Source organism: Agromyces humatus (assembly GCF_021228295.1).
Lineage (GTDB): Bacteria > Actinomycetota > Actinomycetes > Actinomycetales > Microbacteriaceae > Agromyces > Agromyces humatus.
Map to the genome: position 1 here is coordinate 187,470 of NZ_JAJQPD010000006.1, position 20,358 is coordinate 207,827.

Annotated in this window: 19 protein-coding genes; 4 read left to right on the forward strand and 15 right to left on the reverse strand. The window is 68.3% G+C overall.

Going from position 1 to position 20,358, the window contains the following annotated elements; all coding sequences use genetic code 11:
• Positions 1-44: 44 nt before the first annotated feature.
• The 5 genes from LSF15_RS11945 to LSF15_RS11965 all read right to left on the reverse strand — a co-directional run bounded on the left by LSF15_RS11945 (position 45) and on the right by LSF15_RS11965 (position 4,047).
• On the reverse strand, positions 45-1,535 hold the full coding sequence (locus LSF15_RS11945) for an SDR family oxidoreductase (protein ID WP_232498761.1): 1,491 nt from the start codon (positions 1,533-1,535) through the stop codon (positions 45-47).
• 80 nt (positions 1,536-1,615) lie between these two features.
• A complete protein-coding gene (locus LSF15_RS11950; protein ID WP_232498762.1) occupies positions 1,616-2,371 on the reverse strand; it encodes an anti-sigma factor domain-containing protein in 756 nt (251 codons plus the stop codon).
• Positions 2,355-2,915, reverse strand: a complete 561-nt coding sequence (locus LSF15_RS11955) for an RNA polymerase sigma factor (RefSeq protein ID WP_232498763.1) — start codon at positions 2,913-2,915, stop codon at positions 2,355-2,357. Before LSF15_RS11955 ends, LSF15_RS11950 begins: the two co-directional genes overlap by 17 nt.
• 131 nt (positions 2,916-3,046) lie before the next feature.
• The gene (locus LSF15_RS11960; RefSeq protein WP_232498764.1) at positions 3,047-3,205 is read right to left on the reverse strand and encodes a hypothetical protein; all 159 of its coding nucleotides are present in this window, start codon (positions 3,203-3,205) and stop codon (positions 3,047-3,049) included.
• Between the two features lie 5 nt (positions 3,206-3,210).
• On the reverse strand, positions 3,211-4,047 hold the full coding sequence (locus tag LSF15_RS11965; protein WP_232498765.1) for a DUF4397 domain-containing protein: 837 nt from the start codon (positions 4,045-4,047) through the stop codon (positions 3,211-3,213).
• Between the two features lie 250 nt (positions 4,048-4,297).
• Between LSF15_RS11965 and LSF15_RS11970 the strand changes: the two genes are divergently transcribed.
• On the forward strand, positions 4,298-5,251 hold the full coding sequence (locus LSF15_RS11970; RefSeq protein WP_232498766.1) for a TIGR01777 family oxidoreductase: 954 nt from the start codon (positions 4,298-4,300) through the stop codon (positions 5,249-5,251).
• Between the two features lie 131 nt (positions 5,252-5,382).
• Positions 5,383-5,703 carry a YciI family protein gene (locus LSF15_RS11975; protein ID WP_232498767.1) on the forward strand — a complete coding sequence of 107 codons (321 nt, stop codon included), beginning with the start codon at positions 5,383-5,385 and terminating at the stop codon, positions 5,701-5,703.
• Positions 5,704-5,805: 102 nt separating this feature from the next.
• Here LSF15_RS11975 and LSF15_RS11980 read toward each other — a convergent pair whose 3' ends face one another.
• The gene (locus tag LSF15_RS11980; RefSeq protein ID WP_232498768.1) at positions 5,806-7,989 is read right to left on the reverse strand and encodes an MMPL family transporter; all 2,184 of its coding nucleotides are present in this window, start codon (positions 7,987-7,989) and stop codon (positions 5,806-5,808) included.
• An 86-nt stretch (positions 7,990-8,075) separates the two neighbouring features.
• On the opposite strand from LSF15_RS11980, the gene LSF15_RS11985 reads away from it, so the two are divergent.
• On the forward strand, positions 8,076-8,612 hold the full coding sequence (locus LSF15_RS11985; protein ID WP_232498769.1) for a MarR family winged helix-turn-helix transcriptional regulator: 537 nt from the start codon (positions 8,076-8,078) through the stop codon (positions 8,610-8,612).
• A 36-nt stretch (positions 8,613-8,648) separates the two neighbouring features.
• Here the strand turns inward: LSF15_RS11985 and LSF15_RS11990 are convergent, their stop codons facing one another.
• From LSF15_RS11990 to LSF15_RS12000, 3 genes are all read right to left on the reverse strand, one after another.
• Positions 8,649-9,020 (reverse strand): YdeI/OmpD-associated family protein, encoded by a 372-nt coding sequence (locus LSF15_RS11990; RefSeq protein WP_232498878.1) that lies wholly within the window; start codon positions 9,018-9,020, stop codon positions 8,649-8,651.
• Positions 9,021-9,048: 28 nt separating this feature from the next.
• Complete coding sequence (locus tag LSF15_RS11995; protein WP_308188467.1) at positions 9,049-10,266, reverse strand: epoxide hydrolase family protein; 1,218 nt, start codon at positions 10,264-10,266, stop codon at positions 9,049-9,051.
• A gap of 171 nt (positions 10,267-10,437) precedes the next feature.
• The gene (locus tag LSF15_RS12000) at positions 10,438-11,160 is read right to left on the reverse strand and encodes an alpha/beta fold hydrolase (RefSeq protein WP_232498771.1); all 723 of its coding nucleotides are present in this window, start codon (positions 11,158-11,160) and stop codon (positions 10,438-10,440) included.
• Positions 11,161-11,291: 131 nt separating this feature from the next.
• Between LSF15_RS12000 and LSF15_RS12005 the strand changes: the two genes are divergently transcribed.
• Positions 11,292-11,792 carry a CGNR zinc finger domain-containing protein gene (locus LSF15_RS12005; protein ID WP_232498772.1) on the forward strand — a complete coding sequence of 167 codons (501 nt, stop codon included), beginning with the start codon at positions 11,292-11,294 and terminating at the stop codon, positions 11,790-11,792.
• A gap of 396 nt (positions 11,793-12,188) precedes the next feature.
• Here the strand turns inward: LSF15_RS12005 and LSF15_RS12010 are convergent, their stop codons facing one another.
• From LSF15_RS12010 to LSF15_RS12035, 6 genes are all read right to left on the reverse strand, one after another.
• Positions 12,189-15,248, reverse strand: a complete 3,060-nt coding sequence (locus tag LSF15_RS12010) for an NEW3 domain-containing protein (RefSeq protein ID WP_232498773.1) — start codon at positions 15,246-15,248, stop codon at positions 12,189-12,191.
• Positions 15,249-15,392: 144 nt separating this feature from the next.
• Positions 15,393-16,187 (reverse strand): glucosamine-6-phosphate deaminase, encoded by a 795-nt coding sequence (locus LSF15_RS12015; RefSeq protein ID WP_232498774.1) that lies wholly within the window; start codon positions 16,185-16,187, stop codon positions 15,393-15,395.
• On the reverse strand, positions 16,184-17,002 hold the full coding sequence (locus LSF15_RS12020; RefSeq protein WP_232498775.1) for a carbohydrate ABC transporter permease: 819 nt from the start codon (positions 17,000-17,002) through the stop codon (positions 16,184-16,186). Before LSF15_RS12020 ends, LSF15_RS12015 begins: the two co-directional genes overlap by 4 nt.
• The gene (locus LSF15_RS12025) at positions 16,999-17,904 is read right to left on the reverse strand and encodes a carbohydrate ABC transporter permease (RefSeq protein ID WP_232498776.1); all 906 of its coding nucleotides are present in this window, start codon (positions 17,902-17,904) and stop codon (positions 16,999-17,001) included. Before LSF15_RS12025 ends, LSF15_RS12020 begins: the two co-directional genes overlap by 4 nt.
• A complete protein-coding gene (locus LSF15_RS12030; protein WP_232498777.1) occupies positions 17,897-19,255 on the reverse strand; it encodes an ABC transporter substrate-binding protein in 1,359 nt (452 codons plus the stop codon). Before LSF15_RS12030 ends, LSF15_RS12025 begins: the two co-directional genes overlap by 8 nt.
• Positions 19,252-20,352 (reverse strand): carbohydrate kinase family protein, encoded by a 1,101-nt coding sequence (locus LSF15_RS12035; RefSeq protein ID WP_232498778.1) that lies wholly within the window; start codon positions 20,350-20,352, stop codon positions 19,252-19,254. The genes LSF15_RS12030 and LSF15_RS12035 overlap by 4 nt, the downstream gene beginning before the upstream one ends.
• Between the last annotated feature and the right edge of the window lie 6 nt (positions 20,353-20,358).

Consider the following 20,358-nt stretch of genomic DNA (forward strand, 5'->3'; position numbering starts at 1 on the left):
GAGCCTCGGCGAGGCGAGCCCGGTGGCTCAACTCACCCAGCCGTTCAGCGACTCGTGTCCTTCGAGCTGACAACCCGTGCCGCGGCTTCGGCCTCGGCCGTGATGCGATTCGCCATGCCGGAGAAGATCACGTCGTGGAAGGGTACGATCAGCCACCAGTACGCGCGGCCGGCCAGTCCCTTCGGGAAGAACACCGCGCGCTGTTGATACACAGCGCCGTCGCCGTCGACCGAGGCACCGAGTTCGAGCCAGGCGCGGCCCGGAATCCGCATCTCGGCGCGCAGGCGCAGGAAGCTCCCCCGATCGATCGCTTCGACCCGCCAGAAGTCCACGGCATCGCCGACGTGCAGCATCAGGGGGTCGCGACGACCGCGGCGAAGTCCGACGCCGCCGGTCAGCTTGTCGACCCAGCCCCGGATCGCCCAGAGCAACGGGAACGAGTACCACCCGTTCTCACCGCCGACACCTTCGATCACGCGCCACAGATCGCTCACGTGCGCCGTGCAGCGCTGCTCACGCTCGTCGACGTAGACCGTGTGCCCCGACCAGTCGGGGTCGCTCGGCAGCGGATCACTCGGCGCACCTGCGACCTCGGCATTGCGCCAGCTCGTCTCGACCTCGCCCTCGCGCTCCCGCTCGAGCGCGAGCCGGACCGCCGTGCGATACCTGAGCAGACCCTCGGCCGGCGGCGCGATGACTCGATCGATGTCGTGATCGTGCACAACGCAGTCGAACTGCAGCGACTCGATGATCGGCACAGCGAGTCGTCGTGGGATCGGGGTCACGAGGTTCACCCACTGCCCGGCGAGCCACGGGGTGAGCACCGGGAGTGCTGCGATCGGGCGCTGCGGCAGCCCTGCCTCCACCGCGTAGCCGTTCATCAGCTGCCCGTACCGGTAGATGTCGGGACCCCCGATATCGAACGCACGATTCACGACCGACGGCACCTCGAGGGCATGGATCAGGTAGTGCAGCACGTCCCGCACCGCGATCGGCTGAATGTAGCTGCGAACCCACCGCGGCGCCGGCATGTAGGGAAGCACGTCGGTGAGATGACGGATCATCTCGAATGAGGCGGAGCCCGAGCCGATGACCACGCCCGCCTGCAGGACGATCGTCGGCACGCCGGATGCCAGAAGGATCTCGCCCACGTCCACGCGTGATCGAAGGTGCCGCGAGAGCCGATCCACATCGGGATGCAGGCCGCCGAGATAGACGATCCGACTGACGCCGTGCTCGCGTGCGGATGCGGCGACGTTGTGGGCGATCGAGCGCTCGATGGCCGCGAAATCGCCGTGCATGCCTCCCATGGAGTGCACGAGATAGAAGACCGCGTCGATGTCCTGCATGGATCGGTCGACGGCTGCCCGGTCGGCGAGGTCGCCGGCGAGCACGTCGACCGAGGCCGCCCACGGCACATCGCGAAGCCGTTCGGGCCGGCGCACGAGTACCCGTACCTCGTGGCCGGCTTCGATGAGCCGGGGCACGAGCCGACCGCCGATGTACCCGGAGGCGCCGGTCACGAGCACACGCATGAAGCACCTCCCCCTGCTGACCGGCCAGATTCGGCGGAATGCGCAGCCGGGGACGTGTTCGCCGGTCCGCGGCCGGTCACTCAGACGCCCCGGAGCTGTCCGCGGACGATCGAGTCGCCGGAGTGCGCGGGGTCACCGTCTGACGGCTCGGATGACACGTCGACAACCGGGAATTCGCCGAGGTCGATGCCGGGTGGCAGGGCGAACGTACCGGTGGTGTCATCGAGGAGGCCGAGGCTCACCAGTCCGGTCGCGTCTTCGCGCAGCAACCAGACTTCGCGAAGCTGGCCGGTTTCGGCATCTCCATCGAGTTCGACCACGATCGTTCGCCTGCCGTCGCTGCTCTCCTGGATGACCGCCCGCCCCTCGGCTGTCCAGCCGGGGAAGGGATCGAGGCGTGCCTCAGCGACGATGGACTCGTTCGGCGATGATGGCGGCAGGCGCGTGCCGATCGCTATGCCGGCCAGCACCCCGATCACCACTGCAGCGGCCGCGACAGCGGGCCACCATCGCCAACCGCCTCGTCTCGACACGCCGCGGTCAGCGGCCCTGATCGGGGCAACAGAACGGGGCGTCTCGTCGCTCGCAATCGGATCGGACGCGAGTCGATCATCGAGCGACAGCTCGCGATGAATGCCCGCCCACACGGACGAGGACGGTCGTTCGAGGTCGAGATCGAGGTTCGCTTCAGAGGCGCGTACTTGCGCAGCCGCAGCCTGGAACGCCTCGTACTCGAACCGGCAGTCGTCGCATGCGCGCAGGTGTGTCGTCATGGCGGCGTCGGGTTCGCGCCCGTCGGCCGCGAGGGCGGCGAGTTCATCAGGCTCCGGGTGCATCCTCCACCTCCCATCGTTCTCGAATCCGAGTCAGGCTCCTGCGAATGTGGCTCTTCACAGTGCCGAGCGGAAGGCCGAGTCGATCTGCGATCTGCGAGTGCGTCATCCGGTCGTAGAACGCCAATCGCATGACTTGCCGCGGCACCGGGTCGAGGCGGTCGAGCGCCTCCGAGACCATCGCACGTTCGGCGAGATCCTCGTCGAAGACACCGCCGTCGATCACGGCCTCGCCGGCGAGCCTGGCTTCGATTCGGCTCGTTCGGGCACGAGCTTCGTGGGCGTCGGCGATGCGGTGTCGCGAGATCCCTATGAGCCACGATTGCAGCGAAGCGCGGGTCGGATCGAAGCGTTCGCGACTGCGCCAGGCGGCGATGAACACCTGTTGCGTGACATCTTCGGCGTCCGACCTGTTGCCGAGCGAGCGGGCCGCGAGCGTGTAGACGAGGGGCGCCCAGCGAGCGTATGCCGCCCGAAGTGCCGCTTCGTCGCCACTGGCGAATCCCTCAGCGAGCGTGTCGTCTTCAGCGAAGGACGGTGCGCTCATCGACCGGAACCCATCCTTTCGCTCATCCCGACGGTGTTCCGGGATGAGGGCTCGACGCCGACGGTCCTGGGCGATCACCGTTGTGCTCAGCATATCGACCTCGGCTCATCCGGTCTCTCGTGCGGTCACGATCACACACACCGCACGCGGCGGGCGACCCGGCTGATGTCGTCGACGTGGGAGGCTGCGCCATCGCCATCGCCATCGCCATCGCTACTCGGCGAGACGGCGGACGTGAGCAGGGCGAAGGCCGCGATCGGGAGACGAATCGCGGCCTTCTTGGGGAGCATCGGTGTCACTCCTTCTGTCGAGCGGCGGCACTGCGACGCATCAGCACGGCTGCGACGGCAGCCGCGCCCAGCAGCATCGTGGCTCCCGCGGCGAGCCAGACGCCCGCGCCCGCATCGGGGGCGTTCGTCGCGACCAGGCCGGCAGAACCCGCAGGGACACCGTCCGGGTTCGAGTGCATCCCGGTGACGGTCTGGATCGCGAGCGCCAGGTTGTCGTCGTCGAGGCTGCCCCAGGCGTACACGATCGTGTTCGCGCCTTCGGCGACCTCGACGTCAGCCGGGCCGAGCACCGGATCCGTCGTGCCGGCGGCAGCGACCGACGCGGAGACCGTACCGGCAGCCAGGTCGAGCTTCGCCTCATCGGGGTTGGCGAGGTTCGTGATCACCGCAGTTCCACCCGCCAGCACATCCACCGCGGGCGCAGCCGCGACATGGCGAACGGTGAGACGTCCCTCGCCTGCGGCGGTTTGGGCTGTGTCGTTCGTGAACAGCGTGGCGGTCGGTTCACCGGCTTCGGTGAGGTGCGCGACGGCCGTGTAGTTCATCCCTGACTCGAGTGCGAGGTCGACAGGGCCGATCGCGGGCGACGATGCATCAGCGGCATCAGAAGCGGTGATCGCGACGCTGTATGTCCCGGCCGGCAGCTCGAGGGGTCCCGCGAGATCCCCTGGTGCGAAGTCGTCGAGCGTGAGGTCATCGTTCACGTACACGTCTACGGTGAGGTCAGGCACGCCGTGCAGCACGGACAGCATTGCCGGTGCTTCAGATGCCTGGGCCGGGGCGAAGCCGGCCAAGGCGACGGCGGCGCCGGCGATGACTCCGGCGATGGCGGTGCGCTTCATGGTTCCTCCAGATGGATTCAGTGAAACGGTGCTTTCACGAAGGACTTCCGACGGTGCGTCGCGATCGGATGCAGCAGCATCGGATTCTGCTCGACTGCATCCATCCGACCTCGACCACGGGAATCATCTTTCGACGGCGCTGCACACGACATGGGGCGCCGCGGAATGCGGAATGAAGAAGGGCGGGTCGGATCCGCCGAGATCCGACCCGCCGCTCCTCACCCCATCGAGCTTCGAGAACGGAGTCGACATGACCACCGTGGTGATCGCCGGGTCATCCGGCATGATCGGCAGCGCCCTGACGCAACGTCTGCGCGCGGACGGAGTCTCGGTGGTGCGGCTCGTCCGTCGGCCCGTCCGACGCGGCGACGAGGTCGAGTGGCTCGCTGAGGGTCGACCACTCGACCCGCAGGTGGTCGCTGGAGCGAGCGCTGTCGTCTGTCTCAATGGGGCGAGCATCGGGCGGCTTCCATGGACGCGGAGGTATCAACGCACCTTGCGCGAGTCGCGCCTGCGCCCGACGCGGGCCCTCGCGACGGCACTGCGCGCACTCGGCGCTGAGGCTCCCGCGTTCATCTCGGCATCAGCCGTCGGCTACTACGGCAACCGACCGGGTGTCGAGCTCACGGAGAGGGCTGCTCCAGGCGCGACGTTCCTCGCCGATCTCTGCCGGGAATGGGAACGGGAGGCGAGGCGAGCCGGCGACGCGTGCCGTGTCGTCCGCATGCGCACGGCACCGGTGCTGCACCGCAACGGTGTGCTGAAGCCACTCGTCCGCCTCACGTCTCTCGGGCTGGGCGGGCCGATCGGGCGCGGGACGCAGACCTGGCCGTGGATCTCGCTGGAGGACGAAGTCCGCGCGATCAGGCACGTGATCGCAACCGACATCGACGGTGCGGTGAACCTCTCGGGACCGACACCGGCCACCGCGAACGAGATCGGACGATCCGTGGCTCATGCCCTGCGCCGTCCCTTCATGCTGCCCGTCCCGGAATGGGCGCTCGACCTCGTCATCGGGCGCGCGGCAACTGAGTCGCTGCTGACCGCCGATGCTCGCGTGACCCCTGCCGTACTCGAGAACACGGGCTTCACGTTCAGGCATCGCACGGCACGCGAGGCGACCCTGGCGGCCATTGCGCCGAACTCAGCCCCATTCGACCGCGACGAGCACTCGCGATACCGGGTGCGAAGGGAAGCTGGATGAGGACTGCAGCGGTGCTGTTCACTCGCGACCTGCGGGTGCCGGATGCAGGTGCGCCGTGGCCGACTGCCCGACGAGGTCGCGCGAGCAGTGCGCGAGTACAACACACACCCGCGATTGACAAGGAGACGATGATGACCGATGCACTACCCAACTGGGGCGACACGTACCTCTACACATTGCGGCCGACGCGTGTCGCGATGCTCACCGACGGCCCGACCGACAGGGAGAACGCCGCAGCAGCGGCGCACTGGGTGCGGCTCGAGTCCGAGCACGCGGCCGGGCAGGTCGTGTTCGCGGGTCGCACGCTCGTCAACGACGAGCGCAACTTCGCCGCCATCGTCTTCAAGGCGGGCTCGCTCGAGGAGGCGCGGGCGTTCGCCGAGGCCGACCCAGCGGTTGTCGCCGGGGTGTTCCGGCCGGAGGTGTATCGGTTCGAGGCGATGCTGGGGTGAGCGACCGTTTCTGAAACGGTCTTCGCAGCGCGAACGGACGTGGTCGAACATGGCGTCCAGGTCGGGTCCACGGGGCAGCGGGCGCTCTCTCCTGTCGCGGGCTCAGTCGGGTCGTGCGACTTCCTCCACTGGTCGCCCGCCAGCCGCGGCGCCGACCGACTCGGGCGCAGGTTCAGAATCCGCCGCACCGTCGTAGCGCGGATGGTACATCGCGTCGGCGCCCGAGGCCGAGGCCGCGGCGTCGGAGATGGAGGGCCGACGAGGCCACCAGAACTGGTCGCCCGCGATGAACGCCATCGCCGGCACGATCACCGTCCGTACGAGCAGAGTGTCGATGAGCACGCCGATGCACACGATCACCCCGATCTGCGTCAGCGTGATGAGCGGCAGTACGCCGAGGACGGCGAATACGGCGGCCAGCAGTATGCCGGCGCTCGTGATCACACCCCCGGTCGCGGCGAGCGCGCGGATCATGCCCTGAGTCGTGCCGAGCAGCGCGGCTTCTTCCTTGGCGCGCGTGACCAGGAAGATGCTGTAGTCGACGCCGAGCGCGACCAGGAACAGGAAGCTGAAGAGCAGGACGTTGACATCGATGGCCGGGAAGTCGAAGACCGGGGTCTGGAACAACCACCAACTCGCCCCGACGGCCGCGAAGAAGCTCGCGACGACGGCGAGCAGCAGCAGCAGTGGAGCCAGAATCGCCCGGAGGAGAATCACGAGCACGACGAGTACGACGACGAGGATGAGCGGGATGATGAGGGCCTGATCTCGCGCTTGTGCGGCGGACACGTCGAGGGCACGCGCGTCGAGCCCGCCGACGAGGCCGTCGCCCGAACCGACCGAGTCGAGCTCCGAGCGGAGGAGTTCGATCGTGGCGAACGCCTCTGGGGTCTCCGCGCCGGCCGAGAGCGTGACGTCGATCCTCGCAACGTCGTCGGTCTGGTCGCCGATGCGGGCCGCGTCCACTCCGTCGAGCTCATCCAGCGCGCCGGCCGTCTCGGCGGCCTCGTCGACGGGCACGATGACGGACGCCGGGGAGGTCGTGCCGGCCGAGAACGCGTCAGCGAGCACCTCCTGACCGCGGACCGCCTCGGGCTTCTGCAGGAATCGCTCATTCTGGGATAGACCGGTCTGCACGAAGAGGAGGCCGCTGGCGAGGACTCCGAGCACTGCGAACCCGCTGACGACCACGGCGACAGGGCGCTTCGAGACGGCCCGGCCGAGCCGGCCCCACGGGCTTCGGGAGATGGCGTCGGCCGAACCGAACCGCGGGATGTATGGCCAGAACAAGCCGCGCCCGAACAACACGAGGGCGGGCGGGAGCACGAGGAGCACGAAGAGCATCGCGACGACGACGCCGAGCGAGCAGGCGAGGCCGAGCGCGCGGGTTCCCTCGAGTTCGCCGAGAAGGAGCGTCGCGAGCGCGAGTGCGACGGTCGAGCCGCTCGCGATGATCGCCGGGCCCGCGCCGCGCACCGCTCGGCGCATCGCCGCACGACGATCGAGATGCCGCCGGAGCTCGTCGCGGTACCGCGCGATGAGCAGCAGCGCGTAGTTGGTGCCCGCTCCGAAGACCAGCACCGAGAGGATCCCGGTGATCGACGCATCCAGCTGCACACCCACCGCGGCGGCGGCCCGCTGTGCGACGATGCCCGCGACGCCGTCGGCGACGCCGATGACGGTGAGGGGCACGAGCCACAGCCACGGGCTGCGATAGGTGATGAGCAGGAGCACGCCCACGACGATTGCGGTCGTCAGCAGGAGCGTGACGTCGGCGCCTTCGAACACCGCGGCAACGTCCACCTCGAAGCCCTCGGCCCCAGTGAGATACACGCGTACCCCGTCGAGGTCCGCTGCTGCGGCTGCGCGAAGCTCTTGTGCGCGTTCGGCCTGTTTCCCGACATCCGAAAAGGGCTCAAGCGGAACCACCATCAAGGCGACCATTCCGTCGTCGGAAACCTGCACAGGCGGGATGAACCCGTCGGGCGCGAAGTCGGCGAGGTCGCCGAACGTCTTCGCCTCGAGTTGCTCGAGGTGCTGCGCCGAGAGCTTGCCGGCATCGGCAGCGAACACGAGCGCCGCCGAGGTCGCGTTGGCGCTGGGGAGCTCATCGAGCAACTCCGCGACCTGCTCCGACTCGGCGGACGCCGGCAGGCCGACCGAGGGTGCCGTCTCGGACGCGTTGCCGCTGCCGAGCGTGAAGAGGGCCGCGACGGCGAGGGCCGCGAGCACCAACGCGACCCAGGAAGTCTTCGCCGACGTCAGGAAACGAAGCAGCCGATCCACTGATCTTCCCCACTCTCTTTCGCCAAGATAGTAGTTTGATTATCTAGATATATGATCGGCTAGCGCAAGCCCCTATCCTTGGGTGCATGGATGACCCGGTCGTCGACGACTCACTCCAGGACTCGGCCGCCGCGCCCGAGGGCGAACGGTGGGTGCCCGTTGAGCTGCAGGTTGCCGGCCTGCGGCGAGCGACTCGCCTGCTGCGCGAGTTCCTGGTGGCGAGCGACCAGTTCGAACGCTCCCTTCGCGCTGCACTCTCGGTGAACGCGACCGACCTCGAGGCGATGGAGCACCTCATCATGGCGGGACCGCTCGGACCGAGCGAGCTGGCGCGCCGGGTCGGCATCTCGACCCCTTCGGCGACCACGTCCGTCGATCGGCTCGTCGCCCTCGGTCATGTGACACGCGAGCCTCACCCGACCGATCGACGCGCTGTGATGATCACGCCGACCCCCAGTTCGCGCGACCGCGCGATCGGCATCCTGATACCGATGATCCGGCATCTCGACGCGCAGCTCGACGGATTGACGGAGGCCGAGCAGACCGTGATCACGGCGTACCTCCAGCGCGTCGTCGACGCCTGCCGCGACCATGTGTCCAAGGAGTCCGCCGACCGGGGCTGAGCTCGGTGCACGCCGCAGTCCATCCACGCACCGGACTCACCGAGCCTTCGGCTGACGCCACTGGTTGGCGCGGATGTTCTCGCCCGCCTTCTCCACCGTTTCCCCGACACGCTTCTCGCGGGTCGCATTCGTCTTCGCAGCGTTGATCCACTCGAGGATGGCGCGCCTGGTCGATCGGGGGAACGCATCCCAGTGGCGCCGCGCGTCCGGCATCGCGTCGAGGGCATCCTCGAGATCGTCGGGCTCGCGGAGCTCCTCCACCTCATCGAGCGAAGCCCATGCTCCGTTTCGCCGCGCCGCCTCAACGACCGCGCGACCGGCGTCTGTCATCAGGCCCTCCCGGTCGAGCCGTTCGACCCGGCGCTTGTTCACGCGCGACCAGCTGCTGGATGGGCGGCGCGGCGTCACCAGCAACTGGGACCGGTCGTCGTCGAGTCTACGGCTCTCGGAGCTCGGCCAGGAACGCTCGGATGTCGTCGGCGATCAGTACCGGCTCCTCCCACTCGCCGAAGTGGCCACCCCGAGGAAGCTCAACCCACCGTGCGACCGGGCCACGCCGCTCGACCCACTCGCGGGGCGTCGGGAACATGTCCGCGGGCAGCATCGCCATCGCGACCGGCGCGCGCAACTCACCCCACATCGGCGGGTGGTGCGCGCTCTCGAAGTAGAGCCGCATCGACGACCCGATCGTCTCCGTCGCCCAGTACACCGTGAGGAACGTCAGGAGTTCGTCCTTCGAGAAGCGTTGTTCGACGTCGCCGCCGCAGTCGCTCCAGGCTCGGAACTTCTCGACGATCCATGCGGCCATGCCTGCCGGCGAGTCGTTCAGCGCGATCGCCGGCGTCTGCGGCTTGGTGGCATGGAGCCGTGCGTACGCGAACTCATTCCGCTGGAACGTGCGAGCGTCATCGACCATCTGCTGCTCGACAGGGGCGAGATCATCGGGGAGGTGGTCGTAGTCGGCCGACGGATCGCTTCCGCTGAGGTGCAGCCCCACGACCGCCCCGGGTCGTCGCATCGCCATCAGCGGGGCTATCCCTGCGCCGAGATCGCTTGCCCGGATCGCATAACGCTCGTATCCCAACCGATCCATGAGATCGAGGAGGACGTCGGCCACCTCGCCGACGCCCATTCCAGACTGAGTCGGCCGGCCAGAGAACCCGAAGCCCGGGAGGTCCGGTACGACGACGTGAAAGTCAGCGAGGCGGGGCAGGATCTTCAGCATCTGGATGAAGCAACTGGGCCACCCGTGGAGCAGGAGCAGTGGTATGGCTCCGGGGCTGTCGCTTCGGACGTGGACGAAGTGGATGATCAGTCGCTCGATCTCGGTGCAGAATTGCGGGACCTCGTTGAGCCCTGCTTCCTCCGCTCGCCAGTCGAACCGATCCGCCCAGTACGCGCAGAGCTCATGAATGTAGTCGAGGTCAGCGCCATAGTCCCAGCCGGCGCCGACGACCGCGTCGGTCCAGCGAGTCCGATGCAGTCGTTCACGAAGATCCCCGAGCACGTTCTCAGGAACACTCACTTCGAATCGCTCGATGCTGCGAGATTCGGGTGTTGCATCGCTCATTGCGGGCCCCCGTTCCGACGTGTGCTGTCTCGCCCCCTGCGGCAGCGTCGTGGCGTGCGAACGGTGCGCGCTCGCGCGACGCATCGAGGTGCGCACCCTCCTCCAAGTCTTCTCCCACTCGGCTCGATTCGGATGCGCGTGTCGAAGATGCGGCCGCGACGCCCGTGTGCCTCTCCGTGTGGTGGACGTCGATGATCATGAGCGCCGACGGGGCCGCCCGGCACGCATGCGGACGGCCCGATCATCGGCGGGGACTCAGCTGCCGGACTGCACCGAGCGGACGGCGCGGAGGATGGCCTCGGCGACGGGGTCGGGCTGCGACACCGGGAGGGCGTGCGAGGCGTCGGGAATTTCGACGGCCTCCACGGCGCCGGCGCGCTCAGCCATGAAGCGGAGCGCATCGACGGGGATGTTCTTGTCGCCGGAGGAGTACACGAAGTACGACGGCACGGTCTTCCATGCCGGCTCGGACGCGCGGCCGTTCAGCGCCTCGGTGTTGAGCGGACGCTGCGTGGCCGCGTCGAGGCTGGTCTGCTCCTCGGCGACGTCGGCCGCGAACTGGGCCCGGTACAGCTCCTGCCGGATGTAGAGGTCGGTCGTGCCGTCGGCGAGCTCGACCGGCGCCAGCGTGTCGCCCAGGGTGCTGCCCGGGAACTTGCCCGAGAGCTCGCCGATCGTCTCGCCGAGCTCGGGGGCAAAGGCCGAGACGTACACGAGCGCCTTGACCGACTCGACGCCGGTCGCGGCGTCGGAGATGACCGCGCCGCCGTAGGAGTGGCCGACCGCGACGACGGGGCCCTCGATCGAAGTGAGGATGCTGCGCACGAACGCGGCGTCGCCCTTCAGGCTGCGCAGCGGATTCGCGGCCGCGATCACGCGCAGCCCCTCGCTCTGCAGGCGCGCGACGACGCCGTTCCAGCTCGCGGACTCCGCGAAGGCGCCGTGGACGAGGACGACAGTGGGAAGGGGGTTGGACATTCCTGCTCCTTATTTGAATCTAACCGGCTTATGTCTTTGAACCGGTTGTACTGGTGACGAGTGAACCACGATTTGTCTAACCTGTCAAGTCCGGGAAAAGAGTTATAGAATGACTGCTGGAGGAACAGAGAATGAACGAGACACTGCTGCTCGACCTGGTGAACTCGCGCCTGGTCTCGAGCGATGGAGTGCACGATGAGCTGGCGGACGACCGTGCCGCGGTCGAATGGCTGCGCCGGCACGGCGCGCCGCACGGCCCGGTGCAGGTGGCGGATGCCCGAGCGGTCCGCGCGGCGCTGGTCCCGCTGCTGCGCGACGAGGTGCCGGTATCGGTCCTCGCGCCCTGGATCGCCGCGATGCGACGAACGGCCACGCTCAGCGCCGACGGCCTCGAGTGGGTCGACGGGACACCACCGGACAAGCAGGTCGGCAGCGCGGTCGTACAGGAGTGGGCCGACCTGCAGAATGCCGGCGGGCGTCCGCGGATCCGCCCCTGCGAGGCGGACGACTGCCAGCACTTCCTCATCGACCGAAGCCGCGCGAACAACCGGCGCTGGCACTCGATGGAGACCTGCGGCAACCGCGAGAAGGCGCGCCGCCACTACGCCCGCAGCAAGGAGGCCGCGGCATAACGGCGGGACTCCCCCGCATGCTCGCCATCGACGACGTTGCCAGGAGACACGCAGCGGAAGCAGAATTCCATGGATCCTGACAACCTGGCATCGGAGCCGGGCGCGACCTCTGACCTTGTCAGCCCTCGTCGTCGCCGTCAGCGAGCTCGCGCTGGGTCGCACTCTTCGCGCCGGACATTCCTAATGCGGTACATCCGGTCAACCGCCGAGCGCGACTGGGGCTGACTCGCCGGCCACGACCGATTCATCGATATCATCGCTCTCGCTGGCGCGTTCCGCCCTCCGTGGTCAAGTCCCCCGGCTATGCGGAGCGGCGCGTGGTCCTTCGCATTCAGTAGAACGCACTGAGGTGCGGACGAGTCTGGCTCGCCCGCACCTCAGGATTTCGATCGGGACTCAGCCTCTGCCGGGCAGTCGCGATTCGATCGGGAAACTCCACGCATTGACGCCATCACCCGAGGCCACGGTTGCGGCCTCCGCATAAGAGACGAGGATCCGCGCGTCGTCGGCAAGCGCAGAACGGATACTCGCATCAATCGGCACCGCAAGGCTGCCCTTGCCGGCGGCGACGTCCTGTTCGAACGACCCCAGAAGGCGGCCGCTCATGTCAGGAGCCCACGGCGGAGCCGCGCCATCCGACGGTGAGCAGGCGTCGAAGCCGTAGATGTCGCCGACACAGCTCGAGGTCCAGACGGGGATGAACGTTGTGTCGCCCTTCCAGAGGAAGACGCGCACGGTGCCGGCCTCTTCCGATCGGTAGGAGACCCGGACGTTCTTCTGCTGGATCTTCACGTCGGTTACGCTCAACGCTTCGCTCGGCTGCACCCCAGAGATGGTGCCCCCGCGGGTGGCCGACTGCGCGACCGTCTGCGGCGACTGCACGCCCTGCAGGGCGGTGTCGGGGATGATCGGCGCCGCGGCCTGGGTCGACCGGTCGGCCGGCGGGACGTATCCGTCAAGGTAGGCGTGGCCCCAGCGGTAGGGCTCCGACTGCTGGCTTCCGAAGGCCGACCACGCGGTGCGGGTCTGCCCGATGAAGTTCTGCGTGTCGGAGTCGTAGGGCGTGACGTTGAGTCCGAAGTACGACGGGTCGACATCGTTCTGCTCTGCGTCGCCCGTCGGGACGGCGCTCGTCGGACCGACCGCCGCCGGCAGCGCCGCGAGCGGCACCTTCACCTCGAGGTCGTAGCCACCGTCGGCGTAGCTGCCGTCGGCCTGTCGGGCGACCTCCACCGCGACCTCGACGCCTTCGGCGTTGAGCCCACCCTCGACGGTCTCGGCGAGCGGACCCGTCGAGAACCCCTGGTGGTTGTCGGCGTCGCGCGACCAGCACGGTCCGTCCGCCCCGTTGCCGTTCGTGCCATCGGTGTCATCGGTGAACGGGAACATGCCCAGCTTGAACGTCGTCGATGTGTCAACCGAGTCGCCGCGCGGGTCGAGCAGCAGCTCGACCGAGTCGACAAGCCAGTGACCGAAGCACCGGTCGGGCGTCGCCGCAGCGCTCGCCACGTCGTCGGTCACGCGGATCTGCGCGTAGAGGGCATCGTCGTACCAGCCGAGCTTCGCCAGGCTGCCGTCGCCGCAATCGACGCCGTCAGTGGCGCAGGCCGCGCCTTCCCATCGGGTGCCGACGTCGACCGGGTCACCGACATAGACGCCGTCGGCCGTACCGTCGACCGTCGGCGCCGAGGCCAGCTGCGGAATGACGACTGTCGGAACGAGGTATACAGTCTCGTTCTCGGTCGACGCGCCCGCGCCCGACGTCGTCGTCGCCGTGAAGGTCACCGTGCGGCTTCCGGCGTCAGCCGGATCGGTGTGCGTGACGACGAACTCGACTGTCACGGTGTCGCCCGGGGCGAGCCCGCTGAACGACTTCGACGCCGCATCGGCGACGAAGCCGGCGGGCAGCGCGAGCGCCACCTCGCCCGACTCGGTGCCGTCGGTGCGGTTGGTCACCTCGACCGGCACGGTCACGGTCTCACCTGCGCCCATCTGCGCGACGGCATTCGAACGACCGCCTACGTAGGCGTCGTGGTCGCGGGTCCACTGCTCGTACTCGGCCATGTTGCCCCAGCGCTCGAAGCGGCCCTCGACGGGCGCGACGAGCGCGATGCGGGTGTCGTTGTACGCGGTGACGTCGCCATCGAACGACGCGGCGAGCTTGTACACGCCCGCTACCGCGTCGGCGGCCGGGGTCACGGTGAACGTCGCATCCGAAGCATCCGCGTCGCCGATGCCGTCGATCTCGACGGGCTCGGAGACCTGCCATCCGGCCGGAACCACGAGGCTCACCGTGCCGCCGCCGAGGTCGCCATCGCCGGAACGCGCCGCGACCGTGACCTCGAAGGGCTCACCCGCCGCCTCGTAGTATTCGTCAACCGCGATCGAGAACTCGGAGCCGAGGGGCATGCCGCCTGGGTCGGCGACGACGGCGCCGTAGAGCACCGCGTCGTCGTTCGCCGATGCCGCCGAGTTGTTCGGCTGCATCGGCACGATCGACTGCGAGACGCCGTAGCGCTGGCAGCTGGGGTTGGTGAGGCCCTTCTCCATCACACGCGCCTGCGTCGGGTGTGCGCGGCCGCCTTCACGGCCGACCTGCGCCCACGTCTTAGCAGTGCCCGCCTGCTGGCCCTGCACATTGCCGTCGGCCCAGACGTAGGGCGAGTCGTAGCCGGTCCACGTGCCGACGACGGTGAATGGGTTCGTCGCCGCGGGCGTGAAGCCGGTGTTGCAGTTCGGTGCGAGCGTCCCGCCCGTGCCTGTGGTCTGTCCTCCAGCGAGGATCTTCTTGACCTGCCACGTTTCGACGGCGCCGAGGCCGCTGAGCTGCTCGGGGAACATGTTCGCGTCAGCGGCCGCGGCTGCGGCCTCCCAGATCATGCGGCCCTGGGCGTACTGGTGGTTGCCGTGCCCGGCCGCGAGCGACGGCGTGCTGCCGACGAGGATCTCGGGTTGGGTCTCGCGAATTATCCGCACGGTGCGGCGCAGGGTTTCCTCGGCGTCCCACACTTCTGCGGTCAGCGCCGCGGAGGTGTTGTAGAAGAAATCGACCCGATCGAGGTTGAAGATGTCGACGGACCCGGAACGGACGTGCGAGGTACGGTCCTCGTTCTCGCGACGCACTCCGAGGTCGGGACCAGCCTCGGGGCCGACTGAGTTCGAGCCGCCTTCGCCGCGCGTGGCCATGATGATGCCGCAGCGCACGCCGTAGAGATCGTGCCAGACGCCGCAGGGCGTTGTGAAGCCAGCGTCGTCGTCGGGGTGGGCCCAGATGCCCATGATGTCGATCTTGCCGCGCTCGGTCTTGGTGGCGATCGAAGGGTCACCGACTTCAAGCTGCACGGCAGGATCCGCTGGGCCTGGTTGCGTGTTGCCCATCGTCGCGGCCACCGCGTTCCCCGGCCCCATAAGGGCGGCGACGGTGAGCAGCGACGTGAGCAGGATTGCGCGTTTCATGCGTTCCTCCGTTGGACGCTCGGGACGACGGACTGCCTCCCGATGTTCTCCCTCAAGTTAGGGCAACTTCAGTCAATAAATCAACCATATACACGCATTAACGCGCATTTCTCCGCACGCATCTGCTCGCAAATCCGAATGAGCTCATAGCTCACCCGCTACCCTCGACCGCCCGTTGGAGAGGCGAACGGTGGGGAGGATGGCATCCGATTCGATTCCGGATGCTGCGTCGAGATCGACCAGCATGGTGACCGCGGGATGGTCATGCAGAGCCGATACTGGGAGGTCTGGTGTCGGGGGTGTCCTCACAAGCGCCGCCACCGGGGCCGACTTGGCCTGTCCTATCGCGACGAGGAGAATCCGTCGTGCGCTCAGGATCGTCGCGATTCCCTGTGACATCGCACGACGCGGCACCGCATCGAGGTCGCCTTTGAAGAAGCGAGCGTTGTCGCGGCGAGTTTGACCGGCGAGCTCGACGGCCCGCGTTCTGCTATCGAATGGAGTCCCGGGTTCGTTGAACGCGATATGCCCGTTGGCCCCGACTCCGAGCAGCTGCAGATCAATGCCGCCTGCGTTTGCGATGGAAAGCTCGAACGACGTCCCAGCGAGATTCGGATCGGCGCCTTCAGCATCCGGAGCCTGAACTCGTGAGATCGGCACGCCGAGCGGCCCGGCGAAGCTCCGCCGGATTACCTCGAGGTATCGCTCGGGATGCTCAACGGGGAGCCCGATGTACTCGTCGAGCTGGAACAGTTGCATCGTGCGGTACAGGTTGCGCCGACCGCCGTGACGCCGCGTCAACTCCGCGTATACGGGGTCGGTGGACGACCCCGTCGCCAATCCCAGTGTTCGGACTCCCGACTGCACTGCGCGATCGAAGATGTCCGCTGCACGAGCACCGACGGCCTCGGCATCTGGAAGCACCGCTATCTCTATCATTCGCGAACCGCGCCCTCGATCATGCCCTTGATGAAGTGCCGCTGGAGGAAGACGTAGAGGAGCACGATCGGCAGCGCGACCATGACCGCACCCGCCGCGAGCAGCGCTGTGCCCTGCGTGTACTGCCCCTGGAAGAAGGCGAGGGCGAGCGGCGCGGTGCGCACCGACCCGTTGGGCGACATCACGAGCGGTATGAGGAATTCGTTCCAGGTCCACATGAACGTGAGCAGCACGAGCGTGAGGATCGCGGGGCGACCGATCGGCACGAGCACCTGCCACAGGATGCGCATCGACCCGGCCCCGTCGAGGCGGGCGGCGTCGATGAGCGCGCGGCTCGAGGTGCGGAAGTACGTGCGCATCCAATACGTGCCGAACGCGATCGACATCGCGATCTGCGGCGCAGCGACGCCCCAGACGGTGTTCGTGAGCCCGACCATCCGTAGGTCGAAATAGAGCGGCACGATGAACGCCTCGGTCGGCACCATGATGCCGAGCAGGAAGACGTAGAACATGAGCGTGGCCCCGCGAAAGCGCATCGTGCCGAGCGCGTACCCCGCGAGGATCGACGCGAGCACCGACACGATGACGACGATCACCGCGACCACCACCGAGGTCTGCATGTACTGGCCGAACCGGCCGATCTCCCACGCCTCGGGGAAGTTCTCGGGATGGAACGGTCCGCCGTCGCGGGCGACGGAGGCGCTCTGCGGACCGAACGCGAGCGACACGATGACTGCGATAGGGCCGAGCACGATGAGCGCGAACGCGACGAGCACGACGTAGTTCGCGCCCCGTTCGATCGGGGACACCTTCACTTGCGGTCTCCGATCATGTTCACGACGCCGTTGATGGCGAAAACGATGAGGGTGAGCACGACGCCCACGGCGGTCGCGACCCCGACTTCACCGAGCTCGAACGCCCGGCGGTAGATCTCGTAGCTCGGCACGGTCGTCGACGTGCCCGGGCCGCCGCTCGTCGTGACGTAGACGAGATCGAAGGTCTTGAGCGCGGCGACGATCGTGAGCGTGAGTGCGACGGTGATCTCGCCGCGCACCATCGGCAGCGTGATCGCGAAGAACTCGCGCACGGGGCCCGAGCCGTCGAGTCGCGCGGCCTCGTAGAGTTCGCGCGGCACCCGGCTCATGCCGGCCATGAGCAGCACGGTCACGAGGCCCGTGCACACCCACGTGCCGATGAGGCCGACCGCGGGCAGTGTGAACGTGTAGTCGCCGAGCCAGGGGCGAGCGAGTGTCCCGAGCCCGATCATGCGCAGGATCCCGTTGAGCGGCCCGTCTGGCGCGTAGATCTGCCGCCAGGTGACGGCGACGACAACCATTGCGATGACCTGCGGCAGGAAAATGACGCTGCGGAAGAACCCGAGCCCGCGCACTTGGGCGCGGGTGAGCAGGCTCGCGAGCAGCAGACCGATCGCGAGCGGCAGCACCGCGTAGAAGAACACGAGCACGAGGGCGTGCCAGAACGCCTCGCGCAGGCGCTCGTCGTAGATGATCTCGACGTAGTTGTCGAGGCCGACGAACGTCGAGGCCCCGAGCCCGTCCCACTCGAAGAGCGAGAACTGTGCGGCCCGGGCGAGCGGGAAGAGCAGGAACGCCCCGTAGAGCAGGATGGCAGGCGCGAGGTACGCCCAGGGAGCCCACGCCGATCGGGCGGAGAGCCGCGAGGCGCTCCGCCCGATCGTGGTCGTACTGTCAGCCATTGCTCGCGACGAACTCCGAGTAGTCGGCCTCGAGCGTCTCGGTGAACTGCTCGGGCGTCGTCTGCCCGGCGAGCAGATCCTGCAATGCCTGTCCCATCGTGTCGCCGAAGGTCGGCGTCGCGTAGTCGAGGTAGGGCAGCAGGCTGCCGTCGCCGGTGACGTCGCCGAATACGGTGAACACGTCGGCCATCACGCCGTCGCTCGGGGCGAGCTCGGCGGTGCGGTTGACGGGCAGGTTGCCGGTGTCGGCGAGCACCTGCATCGCCTCGTCGCTCGTGATGAAGTCGATGTACGCGGCGGCGACGTCCGTGTTGTCGGCCGCCGAGGTGATCGTGAACGGCAAACCGGTGCCGCCCGTGGTGGCCGGGGTGCCGTCGCCGGTATTCGGGATGAAGAACCCGACGTCGTCGCCCATGGCATCGGCGAGGTCGGCGGCGAGCCACGACCCGCCGATGAGGAAGACGCCGTCGCCGGCTGCGAGCGACTGCCAGGCCGCGTCGTAGTCGGTACCGTTCACGCCGTCGTTGAAGTAGCCGGCGTCGACCCAGTCCTGCAGGGTCTCGGCGGCCGCGACGTTCTCGGGCGTCGTCCAGCTCTGTCCGGCGTTCCCGAGGCCCAGGTCGGTGATGACCTCGGCGGCGACGTCATCGCCCTGCACCGGGCCGAACACGTGCAGCGCGGGCCACTTCTCGATGTTGCCGAGCAACATCGGCGTCTCCCCCGCAGTCGTCGCGGCCTTCAGTGCCGCGTCGAACTCGGTCCAGTCGGTCGGCACTTCGAGGCCGAGCTCGTCGAGCTTCGACTTCGAGTAGAAGGCACCGACGACCTCGCCTACCTGCGGCAGGCCGTAGAGGTTGCCGTCGCCGAACACTTTCGCGTCCTCGCTGTATGTCGAGTACTGCAGCACCGAGGGGGAGTACCGGTCGAACCAGCCGTACTCCTCGGCGTAGTCGTCGAGCGGGCGCAGCTGCTCGGCGGCGACGAACTGGCCCATCGTGTTGCGACCGTTGTTCGCCTGCACGACGTCGGGCGCGTCGGCGTCGGTAAGGGCGAGCCGCAGAGTCGTGGCGAGGTCGTCGAACGATTGCGAGTTGCGGTCGATCGTGACGTTCGGGTACTTCTCCATGAACGCCTCGTTGAGCTGCTCCATCTGCTCGTTCTGGCCGCCGCGCACCTCCTGGTCCCACACGGTCAAGGTGACGTCGCCGACCCCTGAGATGTCGGTGCTGATGGCGCCCGTGTCGGCCGTGTCCTCAGGGCCCGCGCCAGTGCCGGGGGCGCAGCTCGTGAGGGCGACGACGAGTGCGGCGCTGCCAAGCGCCACCGCGGTCAGTCGGGTGTTCCGTCTCATGATGTACCTCTCTTTTTCTCGGGATTCGATCTCCGGGCCGCTGTGGTGCCGAAGTCGGCGAAGGGGAAGGTGAGCTCCGCTCTGCGGCGCATGGATGGTTCGGGGGCGGCGTCGTTCAGGAAAGCGAATCGCGCCGCGAGCTCGCGGTCTCCGCTGCCGCGCGCGCGATGCCACCAGTCGGCGACGTCGCCCCAGCCCGGCGCGCCGACGGCACCGCCGGGATGTTCGACGGCGAGCGCCGCACAGAGCGCCGCGAACGAAAGCCGATGTTCAAGCGGCCAGTCGCGCAGGGTCCCGACCACGAGGGCCGCGCCGAAGACGTCGCCGGCGCCCGTGGCGTCGCGGCCGTTCGCCGGCACGGCGGGCATCGTGATCTCCTCCCCGCGAGCAGCGTCGATCGCGACGGCGCCCTGCTCGCCCCGGGTCACGACGACGAGGGGCACGAGTTCGGCGAGCGCGCGGGCGGCGTCGCGGGCCGAGTCGGTGCGGGTGTAGCCCATCGCCTCGGTCTCGTTGGGGGTGAAGGCGAAGCAGTCGGCGAGCGGGGCGAGGTCAGCCGGATCCCAGCGTCCGCTCGAGTCCCAGCCGAGGTCGGCGAAGATCTTCGTGCCCGCGCGGGCGGCGCTCCGCCACCAGACGTCGGCACCGCGGACACTGCGCGTGGCGCCGAGGTCGACGAACGTGGCACGGGCGCTCATTGCGTCGCCGACAACCTCGCCCGCGGTGAATGGCGCCGGCTCCTCGCGGGTGACCATGCTGCGGTCGCTGCCGGAGGCGATCGAGACGGTGACTGGCGTGGGCCAGTCGGGCACGAGGCGGGAGCGGCCGAGATCGATGCCCTCGCGGTCGGCGAGGAACTCCCAGCACCAGCGGCCGTAGACGTCGTCGCCGAACGGCGCCGCCAGCGAGGTACTGAGGCCGAGTCGGGCGGTGGCGACCGCGAGGTTTGCAACGCCGCCCGGGCTCGACGCGAGGCCCGCCGCGTGCACCTCGGTGCCCGGCCGGGGCGTTCCGTCGACGCCGGTGAACACGAGGTCGAAGAAGACGGGCCCGGTGAGGAGCACGTCGACGGTGTCGTCGGCAGCCCATTCAGCCACGAATCC

Bases quoted from the DNA above. Each gene is read 5' to 3' on its own strand.
- LSF15_RS11945 (WP_232498761.1), bottom strand. From the start codon at position 1,535: ATGCGTGTGCTCGTGACCGGCGCCTCCGGGTACATCGGCGGTCGGCTC.
- LSF15_RS11950 (WP_232498762.1), bottom strand. From the start codon at position 2,371: ATGCACCCGGAGCCTGATGAACTCGCCGCCCTCGCGGCCGACGGGCGC.
- LSF15_RS11955 (WP_232498763.1), bottom strand. From the start codon at position 2,915: ATGAGCGCACCGTCCTTCGCTGAAGACGACACGCTCGCTGAGGGATTC.
- LSF15_RS11960 (WP_232498764.1), bottom strand. From the start codon at position 3,205: ATGCTCCCCAAGAAGGCCGCGATTCGTCTCCCGATCGCGGCCTTCGCC.
- LSF15_RS11965 (WP_232498765.1), bottom strand. From the start codon at position 4,047: ATGAAGCGCACCGCCATCGCCGGAGTCATCGCCGGCGCCGCCGTCGCC.
- LSF15_RS11970 (WP_232498766.1), top strand. From the start codon at position 4,298: ATGACCACCGTGGTGATCGCCGGGTCATCCGGCATGATCGGCAGCGCC.
- LSF15_RS11975 (WP_232498767.1), top strand. From the start codon at position 5,383: ATGACCGATGCACTACCCAACTGGGGCGACACGTACCTCTACACATTG.
- LSF15_RS11985 (WP_232498769.1), top strand. From the start codon at position 8,076: ATGGATGACCCGGTCGTCGACGACTCACTCCAGGACTCGGCCGCCGCG.
- LSF15_RS11995 (WP_308188467.1), bottom strand. From the start codon at position 10,266: ATGCGTCGCGCGAGCGCGCACCGTTCGCACGCCACGACGCTGCCGCAG.
- LSF15_RS12000 (WP_232498771.1), bottom strand. From the start codon at position 11,160: ATGTCCAACCCCCTTCCCACTGTCGTCCTCGTCCACGGCGCCTTCGCG.
- LSF15_RS12005 (WP_232498772.1), top strand. From the start codon at position 11,292: ATGAACGAGACACTGCTGCTCGACCTGGTGAACTCGCGCCTGGTCTCG.
- LSF15_RS12010 (WP_232498773.1), bottom strand. From the start codon at position 15,248: ATGAAACGCGCAATCCTGCTCACGTCGCTGCTCACCGTCGCCGCCCTT.
- LSF15_RS12015 (WP_232498774.1), bottom strand. From the start codon at position 16,187: ATGATAGAGATAGCGGTGCTTCCAGATGCCGAGGCCGTCGGTGCTCGT.
- LSF15_RS12025 (WP_232498776.1), bottom strand. From the start codon at position 17,904: ATGGCTGACAGTACGACCACGATCGGGCGGAGCGCCTCGCGGCTCTCC.
- LSF15_RS12030 (WP_232498777.1), bottom strand. From the start codon at position 19,255: ATGAGACGGAACACCCGACTGACCGCGGTGGCGCTTGGCAGCGCCGCA.